Consider the following 14,899-nt stretch of genomic DNA (forward strand, 5'->3'; position numbering starts at 1 on the left):
AAAACTTTGCGCTCTTTGCGTTAAAAATAAAATTTAAGGTTTATAATTAAATATGAAAAAAACAACAATATTCTTTACCTTCATCCTATTTATATTGAGTTTTATAGGCATTTCAGCTCAGGCAAAATTTGAAAAAGAAAAAAAAGAAATTGGAACAATGCTCGACAGCTTTAATGTTGCGGCTGCGAATGCTGATTTTAATACTTACTTTAATTATTTTGCAGACGAATCCACGTTTATCGGAACAGATGCAACCGAGGTTTGGGATAAAAAATCATTTATGATCTGGGCAAAACCTTACTTCGACAAAAAAAGAACATGGAATTTTACTTCATTAAAAAGGAATATTTATTTCAGTAAAGACAGAAAACTGGCTTGGTTTGATGAACTGTTGGATACCCAAATGAAGATCTGCCGCGGTTCCGGAGTCGTAGAAAAAATAAATGGACAATGGAAAGTAAAACAATATGTACTTTCTGTTACTGTACCCAATGAGGTAGTAGATAAAGTGGTAGTGGAAAAAACACCAATCGAAGATGCATTAATTCAAAAACTGAAAAAATAATGGCAGAAATGGCAGGAAGATATGATGCAGGTAAATTAGGAAGAAAAACAAAACCGAATTTATCCATGCTTCAAATCATCAATATGAGTATGGGTTTTTTAGGAATCCAGATGGCTTTTGGGTTACAAAACGGAAATGCAAGCAGAATTTTAGCCAATTTCGGAGCTGATGTTCATGAGTTGTCATGGTTTTGGCTGGTTGCGCCTGTTACAGGCTTAATTGTTCAGCCTATTATCGGGCACATGGGTGACAATACCTGGAGCCCGTTGGGAAGAAGAAAACCATATTTTTTAATTGGAGCGGTATTGTGTGCAATCGGTTTGGTATTGCTTCCGAATGCGGCTTCTGCAACACAGATGATGGCTGCAAATGTTCTGTTATTGGCGGTGATTTTTCTTGCAATGATGGATGCTTCCATCAATGTAGCCATGGAACCTTTCCGAGCATTGGTAGGAGATATGCTGCCAAAACATCAGGGAACTATTGGTTTTTCGGTACAAACAATTTTGATTGGAATAGGAGCGGTGATAGGTTCAGAGTTACCAAATTTTCTTGCAAATTTTCAAAAAATTAATCTAGATATTGATTTTTACTTGAGAAAAAATTTGTCTTTCGGCCTGCCTCAATGGATATTAAATATAAAATCAATATCTAATATTGCCCCGAAAGGATTTGTAGCAGATAATGTGATCTATGCATTTTACATTGGAGCTGCAGTTTTGATTTTGTCAATTCTTTATACAATTTTTACAACCAAAGAATATTCACCAAAGGAATTTGCAGAATTTGCAGAAGAGAAACAAGAAAAGGATCGACCGTCAAGATTTACAGATATTTTCAAGGATTTTTCAAATATACCTTCCCAAATGAAAAGACTGGGAGTAGTTCAGTTTTTTTCATGGTTTGCATTGTTTACCATGTGGGTGTTTACAACAAGTGCTTTGGCAACGCATCATTTCGGGCTATCACCAGATGATACTCATTCTGCAGAATTTAATAGAGCGGGAGATTTAACAGGAAGTTTATTTGGAAATTATAATTTTTATGCCATTTTCTTTGCTTTTGCTTTAACACCAATTGCGAAGTTTATTGGAAAAAAACAAACTCATGCCTTAGCTTTAGCTTGTGGAGGACTGGGGCTGATTTCAATGTATTTTATTAAAGATGTTAATAATTTATGGATTTCAATGATAGGTTTAGGATTTGCCTGGGCAAGTATTTTGGCAATGCCTTATGCAATGCTGATAGATTCTATCCCACAGAAGAAAATGGGTGTTTATATGGGGATTTTTAATTTCTTTATTGTAATTCCTCAGATTATTAACGGGGTTTTCGGAGGACCTATTGTAAGTGGTATTTTTGGAAAGCAAGCTATCGATTATATTGTTGTTGGCGGAGTTTGTATGCTGTTAGGTGCAATATTAACTTTGTTTTTCATTAAATCAGAAACTGAAACTCCAAAAGAAATTGAAGAGGAAATCCAGCAGGTACATTTTTAAAATTCCTCTACATAATTATATATAGAGAGTTTTAAAGGTTATAAAATGGTGATTGAAAGAGGGTTTTCAATCACCATTTTATTTGTCCTATATTTTATTTAATATATCCTTGATTTTAGAGTTATTTTTTTAGTAAAATCAATATATTTGTGTGTACTTTTTACCAAAATAAAAAAATTAACAAAAAACATGAAAAAAACTCTACTTTTTGTAGCTATCCTTGCCAGTGTAGTTACAATAAGTGCTCAATCTGGCAATGTGGGAATCAATACTCAACAACCTACAGAAACTTTAGACGTCAATGGAACTTTACGTGTCCGTTCACTAACTGATGGAAGCAGTTCTTCTACTTACGATCAGGTGTTGGTGATGAAAACAGACGGAACTATAGGTAAGGCTTCAAGATCTTCCTTGGGAAGTTCTACATTGAATGCTTTAGTAAAAACTACCATTGAATCTGCAGGTATACATTGCAGTACAGGGGGATTGAAGGTTGAAAGCGGACAGGATACTAATGCGAACGGGGTTCTTGATGCATCAGAAGTGACATCCACAAATTATGTCTGTAATGGAATGCAGGGAGTGCAGGGAATACAAGGACCTCCAGGTCCGCAAGGCGCAACAGGAGCTACGGGTGCAACAGGAGTGGGATTAACAAACGGAACAGCAGGGGGACAGGTTTATTTAACCAGTTCTGTTTCTCCATATTCTCCTCAGGCTCCCCAAACTGCAACGGGAGATGTATTGATTAGCAGTACAGCCGTAACTACCATTGCCAACAATGCCATTACTACAGCAAAAGTTGCGGATAATGCTATTACTTTGGCTAAAATATCTGCAACAGGAACTAAAGATAATACAACATATCTTAGAGGAGACGGAACCTGGGCTACTCCATCAGGAGGGGGCTCTTCGGTAAGTGAAGGGTTAGGAAGATTAGTTGACGCAAATAATCAGTTGATTGGATATGTGCAAACTATGGGAACTAATAGCTATGTAATTAAAACAAGTAACGGATATATTACAACAATTAATATAGATGGTACTTTTCCGGGAACGCAAAGCTACTATGGGGATTCATCATGCAGCGGATCTATAAAATATGTCAACTCTGGAAATAATACTACACAAATTAGAAATGGAAAATATTTATATTATGAAGGAACAACAGGGAAATTCTTTAAGCTAGATAATGTAAATGCGAATGGGTATGCAACTAATGCAGCGATGGTAGGAATAGCATATCTATATCAAGTATCCGGTACTTGTACTTCATCTGCATCAACAAATTATGGCTGGAAAGTTGAAACTACAGAAACGACTCGTGCTACAATTGGTTTACCAAATACAATTACTCTCCCATTAACAGTACAATAATTAGGAAAATTTATAAACTATATCAAAAAGCGAGTTCAATTTGAATTCGCTTTTTAAATTTAAGAAGAAAACAATAAAACATAACACCGGAAATCCTTTCTTACCCTACATCAACATTTTCGTAAGCTATACGATGTACATTTGTACCATAAATAATCACAGTATGAAAACAGTATATCATAAAGCAGACACAAGAGGTCATGCCAATCACGGATGGTTAAATTCTTACCATACATTTAGCTTTGCAGGATATCAAAATCCTGAAAGAACACATTTTGGAGTGTTAAGAGTGTTGAACGACGATACCGTAACCCAAGGAATGGGATTCGGAACACATCCTCACAGAGACATGGAAATCATTTCAATTCCTTTGGAAGGAGATCTGGAGCATAAAGATTCGATGGGAACAACCGCCGTTATCAAAAAAGGAGAAATTCAGGTAATGAGTGCGGGAACAGGCGTAATGCACAGCGAGTACAATAAAAATAAAGATCAGGCTGTAAAGTTTTTGCAAATCTGGGTTTTCCCGAGAGAAGTGGGAGTTGAACCGAGATACGACCAGAAAAGTATTAAAGAAGGAGAGAAAATCAATGGCTTCCAACAGATTTTATCACCCAATAAAAATGACGACGGGGTTTGGATTCATCAGGATGCGTGGTTTAATTTAGCTAATTTTACCAAAGGAAACGGTAAAAATTATATGCTTAACAAAAAAGGAAACGGAGTCTATGCATTTGTATTAAAAGGAAGTGCAAAAATTGGAGACAGAATTCTAAATGAAAGAGATGGTTTAGGAATCTGGGATACTCAAAGCTTCAATATCGAAGCAGTTGAAGACACTGAAATTCTTTTAATGGAAGTTCCAATGGAATTACCGGCTTATTTAAAATAAATAATTTCGTAAAGTAAAATTCCCCTCCATTGGAGGGGTGGCGAAAATTCAGAAAGAACTTTTGACGGGGTGGTTAAAACATAAATATTGATTTTAACGAAAATCTTCCCGACCTTTGTGTCAGTAATTAAACAAAAACTTATTTAAAATAATATAGAAAATAATGAAAATTTTAGCAATAGCGGGATCCAATTCCGAAGCATCCATGAATAAACACCTTGTATCATATGCAGCATCAATTTTTGAAAATGCAGAAGTAGAAGTGGTAGATTTAAACCCTTTCGAAATGCCGATTTACAAGCACGAAAGAGAATTGGCAAACGGAGTTCCTCAGGAAGCAAAAGATTTTGCCGCAAAAATTGACGGAGCAAACTTATTGTTGGTTTCTTTACCGGAGCATAACGGGACATACTCTACAGCATTTAAAAATGTGTTCGACTGGGTGTCGAGAATCAAAGACAGAACGGTTTGGAATGAAGTACCTATGTTGCTAATGTCTGCGGCTCCGGGAGCGAGAGGAGGAGCAGGAGTTTTGGAAGCGGCAACCAAACGTTTTCCTTTCCACGGTGGAAATATCGTAGAAACATTTTCATTGCCTTTCTTTAATGATAATTTTGACAAAGCAGCTCAAAAGATTTCCAATGAAGAGAAAGACAGTGAATTAAGAGAGAAAATAAAGAAAATTTCTGCCATCGAATCTATCCTTGAAAAATAGATTTGAAAATTAATATAAAATTAATATCTTTGCAAAAAGAAAAAAGATGAAAATTCAGACCTCCTTTAATCCGTATTTTTCCAAGAAAGGGAATATTGTGGGCTCTGAAATTCTGAGATAAAACAACGGCCGATAATCTACCAAGATTGTCGGCTTTTTTGTTTTCTAAATTTGAATAAAAAGTTTGAAATAAATTTCTAAAAGTAGACATGAGCAACACTTACAAATCAGCAGGAGTAGACAAAGAAGAAGGATACAAAACGGTTGACAAGATTAAAAAAGCTGTCGGTGAAACGCACAATTCAAATGTTTTGAATCATTTGGGTAGTTTTGGAGCTTTCTACGAAATCGGCGGATACAAAAATCCTGTTTTGGTTTCAGGAACAGATGGAGTGGGAACAAAGCTTAAAGTGGCTTTGGACTCCAAAAAATATGATTCTATCGGGGTCGACTGTTTCGCGATGTGTGCCAATGATATTCTTTGTCATGGTGCAAAACCATTATTTTTCTTAGACTACCTGGCTTGCGGAAAACTGGATTCAGAAATTGCCGCTGAAATCGTTTTAGGAATGGTAGAAGCCTGTAAAGATAACAACTGTGCATTAATCGGTGGTGAAACTGCTGAAATGCCGGGAATGTATCAGCCGGGAGACTACGATGTTGCCGGGTTCTGCGTAGGAATTGTTGAAAAAGACCAGATTATTGACGGATCTAAAATTAAAGCGGGAGACAAAATTATCGCATTGCCAAGTTCAGGTTTCCATTCAAACGGATTTTCTTTGGTAAGAAAAGTGTTCCCGGATTTCAATGAAGAATTCGAAGGAAAACCTTTATATGAGACGCTTTTGGTTCCTACAAGACTATACTATAAAGATATTCATAAAGTACTTGCTGAGGTTGAAGTTGCAGGTATTGCTCATATTACAGGGGGGGGATTATACGAAAACATCCCAAGAATCATTGGTGACGGACTTTGCGCGACGATCGATGCTTCAAAAATTCAGATTCCAAGCATTATGCTTGAGTTGGAAAAAAGAGGCGGTGTAGCTCGTGAAGAAATGTTCGGAACATTCAATATGGGTGTTGGAATGATCGTAGTAGTAGATGCTGAAAAAGCTGAAAAAGTGCTAAACCTTCTTGATGATGCTTACGAGATCGGGGAAATTACAAAAGGAAGCGAGAAGATTGATTTGAAATTTTGAAAATTTATCAATTAGATAATGTTTCTATTTCATTTTCAAATTAACTCATTTTCAAATTGACTCATTAATGAAAAATATTGTTATACTCGTTTCAGGTTCAGGGACTAATCTTCAGAGAATTATCGATACCATTGACAATGGGGAAATCCAGAATGCAAAAGTATCTTTGGTAGTTGCCGACAGAGAATGCTACGGACTTGAAAGAGCAAAAAATCATAACATAGATAATATTCTGATTCCAAGAGGGAAGAATTTCAGTGATGAATTGGCTAAAGCAATTCCTGAAAATACTGATTTAATCGTATTGGCAGGATTTTTATCCATTCTAAAACCTGAGTTTTGTGAACTTTGGAAAGGGAAAATAATTAATATTCATCCGGCTCTGCTTCCGAAATTCGGAGGAAAAGGAATGTGGGGACACCATGTGCATCATGCTGTTATTGAAGCGAAGGAAAAAGAAAGCGGAGCTACCGTACATTTTGTGACTTCAGGAATTGATGAAGGAGAAGCTATTCTTCAAAAATCATTTGAAGTAACAGAAGATGACACCCCGGAAACCGTAGCGGAAAAAGTTCATATCATAGAATATGAGATTTTCCCAAAAGCAATCAATAAAGTATTAAATAATAATTAAACACAAATTATTAGCGATACAAAATTCCCTTCCCTTGAAGGGGTGGCAAAAATTCAGAAAGAATTTTTGACGGGGTGGTAAAAAAAGATATCACCTTTTTGAATTAAAAACACATTTAGATTTAAATTATTTCGAAAAACAAAGAAAATCTAAGTAAAAATAAAGTAAGGCCCGGAAGTGAAAGACCCGGACTACAGTTTGAAATAGCTGTAAAAAGTAAAAAATCGAAAGTAAAATGAGCAAAAAAAGAGTTTTAATCAGTGTTTCTGACAAGAGCGGATTGATAGAGTTCGCACAGTTTTTGGAAGCCCAAAATTATGAATTGATTTCTACAGGAGGGACGTTCAAACATTTGAAAGACGCTGGTTTAAATCCAATTCAGATTGATGAGGTTACCAATTTCCCTGAGATGTTGGACGGAAGAGTGAAAACATTACATCCGAAAGTTCACGGCGGATTGTTGGCGGTTCGTTCCAATGAAGAGCACATGAAAACAGTTCAGGAGCATGGAATTGGTCTGATTGACATGGTGATCGTGAATCTTTATCCTTTCTTCGAAAATGTAAACAAAAACATTTCTCTTCACGAAAAGGTAGAATTCATCGACATCGGAGGCCCTTCAATGCTTCGTTCTGCAGCTAAAAACTTTGATTCTGTAACGGTAATTACTGACGTAGAAGATTACGCAGCAGTGAAAATCGAAATGGAGCAAAACGGAGATACGTACATTGAAACTCGTAAAAGGTTGGCAGGAAAAGTATTCAATCTTACTTCTGCTTATGATGCGGCGATTTCAAGAATGCTTTTAGACGAAGAATATCCGACGTATCTTAATGCATCTTACAAAAAAGTTTCTGACCTTAGATATGGTGAAAATCCACATCAGACAGCAGCTTACTACGTTTCTACTTTCGAAAACGGGGCAATGAAAGATTTCGAACAGTTGGGAGGTAAAGAATTGTCTTTCAACAATCTTCGTGATATGGATCTTTGCTGGAAAGTGGTTACGGAATTCAAAGAAGAAATGGCTTGTTGTGCTGTAAAACATTCTACACCTTGCGGAGTTGCCATCGGAACTTCAGCATTGGAAACTTACCAGAAAACTTTCGAGTGCGATCCGGTTTCCATCTTTGGCGGAATTGTTGCAATGAATTACAAAATTGATGCGGCAACAGCTGAAGAATTAAACAAGACATTCCTTGAAATCGTAATGGCTCCTGAATTTGATGAGGAAGCTTTGGAAATTTTAAGAAAGAAGAAAAACTTAAGAATTATAAAAATCGTAAACCCTGTTTCTGACAAACAGACTTGGGTGAAAATCGATGGTGGTATCTTGGTTCAGGATAACGACAGTATCTTCTCTGATGATATTAAAGTGGTAACTGAAACTCAGCCTACAGAAGAGCAGAAAAAAGCATTATTATTCTCTCAGAGAGTAGTGAAATATGTAAAATCTAATGCGATTGTAGTTTCAAACGGAATTCAGGCTTTCGGAATCGGAGGAGGACAGGTAAACAGAATCTGGGCAACTCAACAGGCGATTGAAAGAGCTAAAGAAAAATTTTCAGGAGACCTGGTACTGGCTTCTGATGCGTTTTTCCCTTTCCGTGATGTAGTGGATTTCTGCGCTCAGGAAGGAATTAAAGCAATTATTCAGCCGGGAGGAAGTGTAAAAGATCAGGACAGTATTGAAGCTGCCAATGAGCATAAAATTCCGATGATGTTTACAGGGATTAGACATTTTTTACACTAATTAAAATAGAATTAAAAAATAATTTTGAGATTGTATTTATAGCATTCAAAATTATATATTTGTACAATAAGACTAGATAATAAATAAAGTATGAGAATATTAATCATAGGTGAAGGTGGAAGAGAATCTGCTTTGGCAGCAAAACTTCAGAAAGACTCTAGAGTTACTAAAATGTTTTTTGCCAATGGAAACGCTACTACCGATGCAATAGGGAAAAATGTTCATTTATCAGAGATTAAAGAACTTAGAGATTTTGCAATCAAAGAAAAAGTAGACTTAACGATTGTTGGTCCTGAAGCTCCTCTTGTTGCAGGGTTGAAGGATGAGTTTAAGAAACATGATCTTAAAGTTTTCGGTCCGACTCAAAAAGTTGCAAGTTTAGAAGGAAGTAAAGCTTTCTCTAAGAAATTTATGCAGACCTATGATATCAAAACAGCAAAAGCTGTCGTATTTGATGCTTATAACGATGCTAAGGAATATATTCAGACACAGCAATATCCATTGGTAGTTAAAGCTAGTGGTCTTGCAGGAGGCAAAGGAGTGGTGATCTGTGAAACATTAGAAGAAGCAGAAGCTACGATTCACGATTTTATGATCAGAAGAATATTCGGAGATGCAGGTATCCGTATCGTTATCGAAGAATATTTAGAAGGTTTTGAAGCGTCAATTATTGCGTTCTCAAACGGTGAAAAGATCTTCCCTTGTATTGCTGCTAAAGACTATAAAAAAGCAGGAAAAGGAGATACAGGTCCAAACACAGGAGGTATGGGAACTGTAGCACCAAGCCCTGAATTTACTCAGGAGCATTATGCTGATTTTGAAAAAAATATTCTTGAGCCTACTCTAAAAGGTCTTAAAGGAGAAGGTTTCAGTTTTAAAGGAATCATTTTCTTCGGATTGATGGTGACTAAAAACGGAGCTTATCTACTTGAATACAACATGAGATTCGGAGATCCTGAAACTCAGGTATTGATGGCTCTTATGGAGAACAACCTATTAGATGTTATTCAGGATTGTATGAACGGAAAAGATCTTGAACTTAAATTTAAAGACGAAAAAGCAGTTTGTCTGGTAATGTGTTCAGGAGGATATCCAAGAAACTTCGAAACAGGCTTTGAAATCGTAGGAGAAGACAAAGTGAAGCACAGCCAGCTTTTATATGCAGGAGCAATTAAAAAAGGAGATGCAGTTGTTTCTAACGGAGGTAGAGTACTGAATATAGTAGCTACCGGAGCAACGTACGAAGATGCCCGTAAAAAAGTTTACGAAGATGCAAGTCATGTACATTTCGATTATGGCTTCTACAGAGAAGACATCGGAAAGTTCTAAACAATAAATCAAAAAAGATTTGGAGAAATCCAGGTCTTTTTTTGTAAAGACTTTATCATTGAAAAGCTTTCCATCAATAAGATCGGGCTTTAGCCCGATTAATAAAAATGAAATCGAATTGGCTTTAGCCAAAACTTAAAAGATTAATTAAAAAATATTTGAGTTAAGTTTTGATTTAAAATGAACCCAATTTTTGTCATTCCGTAGGAATCTCTACTGCAATGATAAAAATTTAAATAGCTTAGATTCCTACGGAATGACAAACACTCTTTTAAAGGTTTAAAACAATTAAAAACTCATCATTTATCAATCATCATTTATCAATTATAAAAATGAACAACGGTATTATCATATTAGATTTCGGATCACAGTACAACCAGCTTATCGGAAGAAGAATCCGTGAAATGGGAGTATATTCTGAAATTTTACCTTTCAATACACCATTAGAAACACTTTTAGACAAACAGCCAAAAGGAATTATCCTTTCAGGGGGGCCAAGTTCTGTAAATGCAGAAAACGCTCATTTGGTTGAAAAAGAATTATATGAACAAGGAATTCCTGTATTGGGAATTTGCTACGGAATGCAGCTTACAGCACACCTTTTAGGCGGAAAAGTTCATAAAGGAGTAAAAGGGGAGTATGGAAAGGCTCACTTAGAAATTGTAAAAGAATCTTCTTTATTAAAAGGGGTTTCTAATAACTCAGTAGTTTGGATGAGCCACTTTGATGAAGTTGGACAATTACCTGCAGGTTTTGAATTAAACGCAACATCAGGAGTAATTGCTTCCATGTCAAACGAAGATAAAAAAATCTACTGTGTACAGTTTCACCCGGAAGTTTCCCATACAGAAGAAGGAGGAAAAATGTTGGAGAATTTCGTTTTTGGAATCTGTAATGCGGACAAAAACTGGAAACTGACAAACTATATCGAAAAAACAGTTGAAGAGATCCGTGAAAAAGTTGGAGATCAAAAAGTGATTCTAGGACTTTCCGGAGGAGTGGATTCTTCCGTAGCGGCAGTTTTGATTCATAAAGCAATCGGAGATCAGCTGACGTGTATCTTCGTTGATACAGGTTTATTGAGAAAAGATGAAGGCAAAAAAGTAATGGATAATTATGGTGAACATTTCCATATGAACATTAAAATGGTAGATGCATCGGAAAGATTTCTGTCAAAACTAGCCGGAGTTGATGATCCTGAAGCCAAAAGAAAAATTATCGGAAACGAATTTATCCACGTTTTTGATGAAGAATCTCATAAAATTGAAGGTGCTAAATTCTTAGCCCAGGGAACGATTTATCCTGACGTAATCGAAAGTCAGTCTGTAAACGGGCCTTCTGCAGTAATCAAATCTCACCACAACGTTGGTGGACTTCCGGAAGATATGGAATTTGAATTGCTAGAGCCTCTAAGAGAATTATTCAAAGATGAAGTAAGAAAAGTAGGAGAAGAACTGGGAATTCCTCATCATTTGGTTCACAGACACCCTTTTCCTGGTCCTGGATTAGGAATCAGAGTATTGGGAGCTGTAGATGCTGAAAAAGTAAGAATCCTTCAGGAAGCGGATGATATTTTCATCGAAGAATTGTACAAAAACGATTTGTATGAAAAAGTTTCTCAGGCATTCGTTGTGCTTCTTCCGGTAAAATCTGTAGGAGTAATGGGAGATGAAAGAACATACGAATATACAGCAGTAGTTCGTTCTGCAAACACGATCGACTTTATGACGGCAACGTGGAGCAGACTTCCTTACGAGTTCTTAGATACGGTTTCAAGCAGAATCATTAACGAAGTAAGAGGAATTAACAGAGTAGCTTACGATATTTCAAGCAAACCGCCTGCAACCATTGAATGGGAATAATTTTGACTTGAATTTAAATATAAATCCTGCCTTTTGGCGGGATTTTTTTGTTTAATATTTTTACATTTGTTCTATGAAGATAGCATTTCTTGGTCCGCAGGCAAGTTTTACGCAGTTAGCGGCTTCACAGATATTTCCGCACGAAGAATTAATACCCCAATCCAGTATTTTGGATTGTTTTAATGCCGTAATGAATAATGAGGTTGATAAAGCTGTTGTACCCCTTGAAAACTCAATAGAAGGAACGGTTTCTATGACGTTGGATTATCTCTATAATTTCGATGTTTTTATAGAAACGGAATTGGTGATGCCAATTGCCCATCATTTGATGGTGCATCCTGAAAATTCAGTGTTTGAGAAGATCATTTCCCATCCGCAGGCTTTGGCACAGACCTATCACTTCAGACACGAAAATTATCCCGGAATCCCATCGCAGGATTTTAATTCTACTGCTGCTTCTGCAAAACTGGTATCTGAAAATCCAAATGAAAAGTGGGCGGCTGTAGCCAACCGTTCCGCGGCTAAATTGTATGGTTTAAAGATTATTCACGAAAATATTCAGGATTTTGAACAAAACCATACCAAGTTTGTAGTGATATCTAAAAACAAAGAAATCCTAGAACTTCCCTTACAAAAAAGTTCAGAAAAAACATCTCTGATTATTACCCTTCCTGAAGATCATGCAGGAGGGCTACATCAGGTGCTTTCCGTATTTGCATGGCGAAAAATGAACCTTTCAAAAATTGAAAGCCGTACCCTGAAAACAGGATTGGGAAACTATTTTTTTTTCATTAATGTAGCCAGTGAATGGCATCCTGTTTTATCTCAAAATGCGATTGATGAGTTGATTGCGCTCAAAGCCAATGTGAAGTTTTTAGGGCATTATAATGAATATCTGTTTGTGGAATAATTATTGTGTAAAAATCTAGATAGTTGATTTAAATTTCTCTGTCAAAATATTTGTAATGCAACGATAAGCTAGTTTTGAGTATATTTTATGATAACTTTTTTAAATATTAAAAATAAAGCACTTCAAAGTGCAATTCTAACTATAGTATTTTATCTTGCTTACTATTTATTGAGCTTATTAGGAGAATATTTTGATAAAGCAGGACCTTGCATACCTGGTTTGGTGTTTTACTTTTAATATTTTTACCTATTCTAACGCTTATTCTGTTGATTGTTAATCTGATTAAGTATTATTCTCGCAATGAAAAACATTTGAAATACAGTATATTAATTCATGGTTTAGTATTTTTATCTTTATTGTGTGTTTACATTTATATTTCAAAAGCTAAAATATAAACTACAGATTTATAATTTTCCCATTTTGAATATCTTATAACAAACTATTTTTAGAATTATTATGTTTGATAAGCAGCAACGAAAACTCAAAAGATCAGCCAAATTATTTTCTGTATTAAGCAAATACGGCTTCAAAGACGTATTGGCAAGAATGCAGAGTGGGAAAAAGGTAGAGGAAGCTTCGGATGAAATAGTTTCTGAAGGAAGTGTTTATGAGAGAATCCGGTTGGTTTTAGAAGAATTGGGACCCACTTTTGTAAAGCTGGGACAAACCTTCAGCAACAGGGAAGATCTGCTTCCTAAAGAACTGATTCAGGAATTACAAAAGTTGCAGGATAAAGTCGAAACGGTAGAGATGAATGTTGAGGATATTCTGGAAAATGAATTTGATATTTCTGTGAATGATCATTTTACGAAAATTCAGAAAGTCCCTTTGGCAACGGCTTCTATTGCACAGGTTTATAAAGGAATTCTGAATGACGGAACTGAGGTGATTTTAAAAATTAAGAAACCTGATGTTCAGACTGTCATTGAAGATGATCTGTTGCTGATTAAAGACCTTGAAAAACTCGTTTCCTCTTACTCAGAAATAGGAGAGAAACTGAATCTGAAACAGGCGATTTTCACTTTCGAAAAATCTCTGCTTGAAGAAGTTTCATTGATTAACGAAAAAGAAAATATTCTGCAATTCAGAAGGAATTTCAAAAGCAATAAAGAAACTTATGTTCCGAAAGTATACGAAGAATTCTGTAACAATAATGTTCTTTGTATGGAATTTATTGATGGAATAAAAGTAACTGATAAATCGATACTTTTGGCTAACAATATAGATCCTGTAAACATCTCTGAGATTGGTCTGAGACTTTTCGTGACCCAGATTATGGATTACGGTTTTTTCCATGCCGATCCTCACGCAGGGAATATTTTAGTGAAAAAAGACGGAAAAGTTGTTTTCATAGATTTCGGAGCGGTAGGAAAAATTCCGCCTAACGATAAAGAAGTGCTGGAAAATCTTATTGTAAGCTTCGTGGCTAAAAATCCTCATAAAATTGTAAGATACCTTAAAAAAATGGCGATAAGCTATGAAATTCCGGATGAAAGAAGATTTGAAAACGATGTGGAAGACATTCTGAATTTTGTTCACAGTACCTCTTTAAAAGAGATCAATGCGCAGGTAATCATCAATAAGATGAAAGATGTTCTGACGGATAATCGACTGCAGATGCCTGATTATTTTTATCTTTTGTTTAAAGGAATTACTTTGATAGAAGGAGTTGGAAGAAGTATTAACCCGGATCTGGATGTTGTAAAAAGTTTAAGTCCGTTTACCAAAAAGATTTTTGCCCGAAAGATCAGTCCGCAGAATCTTTTTAAAAGCGGAGTCGACCGGGTAATGAATTTTACGGATAATGTGGATGAAATTCCGAGAGAACTGCGTTCGGTTTTACAAAAATTGGACGAAAATAAATTTACGGTTTCCAGCGAGATAAAAAATCTGGAGAAAATGAATCAGTTAATTAAGTCAAGTATCGTTAATCTCATTTTAGCAGTGGTTTTAGGAGCCAATATTATTGCGACATCAATTGTTTTTGTTTCAGAAGCTGGTCCCAGAATCGGAGAGTTGTCATTGGTTGCTGTTTTAGGATTTATCTTTTCAATATTTTTAGTGATCATCATTTTGCTGAGAATTACAAGAAAATAATTATAAATCATATCTGTCATTCTGACGTAGGAAGAGTCTGTTACTTTTATTGAGATTCTTCCTA

General features: G+C 35.8%; 12 protein-coding genes. All 12 read left to right on the plus strand.

Features of this window, described 5'->3' with window-relative positions; genetic code table 11:
• The first annotated feature begins 52 nt into the window (after positions 1 to 52).
• The 12 genes from MKS83_RS00105 to MKS83_RS00160 all read left to right on the plus strand — a co-directional run bounded on the left by MKS83_RS00105 (position 53) and on the right by MKS83_RS00160 (position 14,835).
• A complete protein-coding gene (locus tag MKS83_RS00105) occupies positions 53 to 565 on the plus strand; it encodes a nuclear transport factor 2 family protein (RefSeq protein WP_240581421.1) in 513 nt (170 codons plus the stop codon).
• Positions 565 to 2,064 carry an MFS transporter gene (locus MKS83_RS00110; protein WP_240581422.1) on the plus strand — a complete coding sequence of 500 codons (1,500 nt, stop codon included), beginning with the start codon at positions 565 to 567 and terminating at the stop codon, positions 2,062 to 2,064. Before MKS83_RS00105 ends, MKS83_RS00110 begins: the two co-directional genes overlap by 1 nt.
• Before the next feature lie 189 nt (positions 2,065 to 2,253).
• A complete protein-coding gene (locus tag MKS83_RS00115; RefSeq protein ID WP_240581423.1) occupies positions 2,254 to 3,441 on the plus strand; it encodes a hypothetical protein in 1,188 nt (395 codons plus the stop codon).
• Positions 3,442 to 3,604: 163 nt separating this feature from the next.
• Positions 3,605 to 4,333 (plus strand): pirin family protein, encoded by a 729-nt coding sequence (locus MKS83_RS00120; RefSeq protein ID WP_100375087.1) that lies wholly within the window; start codon positions 3,605 to 3,607, stop codon positions 4,331 to 4,333.
• A 163-nt stretch (positions 4,334 to 4,496) separates the two neighbouring features.
• Positions 4,497 to 5,048, plus strand: coding sequence for an NADPH-dependent FMN reductase (locus MKS83_RS00125; RefSeq protein ID WP_100375088.1), 552 nt, complete (start codon positions 4,497 to 4,499; stop codon positions 5,046 to 5,048).
• 209 nt (positions 5,049 to 5,257) lie between these two features.
• The gene (gene purM / locus MKS83_RS00130; RefSeq protein WP_240581424.1) at positions 5,258 to 6,250 is read left to right on the plus strand and encodes a phosphoribosylformylglycinamidine cyclo-ligase; all 993 of its coding nucleotides are present in this window, start codon (positions 5,258 to 5,260) and stop codon (positions 6,248 to 6,250) included.
• A 67-nt stretch (positions 6,251 to 6,317) separates the two neighbouring features.
• Positions 6,318 to 6,884: a phosphoribosylglycinamide formyltransferase gene (purN, locus tag MKS83_RS00135; protein ID WP_240581425.1), complete on the plus strand. Its 567-nt coding sequence runs from the start codon at positions 6,318 to 6,320 to the stop codon at positions 6,882 to 6,884.
• A gap of 235 nt (positions 6,885 to 7,119) precedes the next feature.
• Entirely contained in the window at positions 7,120 to 8,637 is a 1,518-nt protein-coding gene (gene purH / locus MKS83_RS00140; RefSeq protein ID WP_100375092.1) for a bifunctional phosphoribosylaminoimidazolecarboxamide formyltransferase/IMP cyclohydrolase, read from the plus strand.
• A gap of 90 nt (positions 8,638 to 8,727) precedes the next feature.
• Positions 8,728 to 9,966 (plus strand): phosphoribosylamine--glycine ligase, encoded by a 1,239-nt coding sequence (purD, locus tag MKS83_RS00145; RefSeq protein ID WP_240581426.1) that lies wholly within the window; start codon positions 8,728 to 8,730, stop codon positions 9,964 to 9,966.
• A gap of 332 nt (positions 9,967 to 10,298) precedes the next feature.
• The gene (gene guaA, locus MKS83_RS00150) at positions 10,299 to 11,828 is read left to right on the plus strand and encodes a glutamine-hydrolyzing GMP synthase (protein WP_240581427.1); all 1,530 of its coding nucleotides are present in this window, start codon (positions 10,299 to 10,301) and stop codon (positions 11,826 to 11,828) included.
• Positions 11,829 to 11,901: 73 nt separating this feature from the next.
• Positions 11,902 to 12,738: a prephenate dehydratase gene (gene pheA / locus MKS83_RS00155; RefSeq protein ID WP_240581428.1), complete on the plus strand. Its 837-nt coding sequence runs from the start codon at positions 11,902 to 11,904 to the stop codon at positions 12,736 to 12,738.
• A 456-nt stretch (positions 12,739 to 13,194) separates the two neighbouring features.
• Positions 13,195 to 14,835: an AarF/UbiB family protein gene (locus MKS83_RS00160; RefSeq protein WP_240581429.1), complete on the plus strand. Its 1,641-nt coding sequence runs from the start codon at positions 13,195 to 13,197 to the stop codon at positions 14,833 to 14,835.
• Positions 14,836 to 14,899 lie beyond the last annotated feature (64 nt).

Source organism: Chryseobacterium sp. Y16C (genome assembly GCF_022488405.1).
Lineage (GTDB): Bacteria > Bacteroidota > Bacteroidia > Flavobacteriales > Weeksellaceae > Chryseobacterium > Chryseobacterium geocarposphaerae.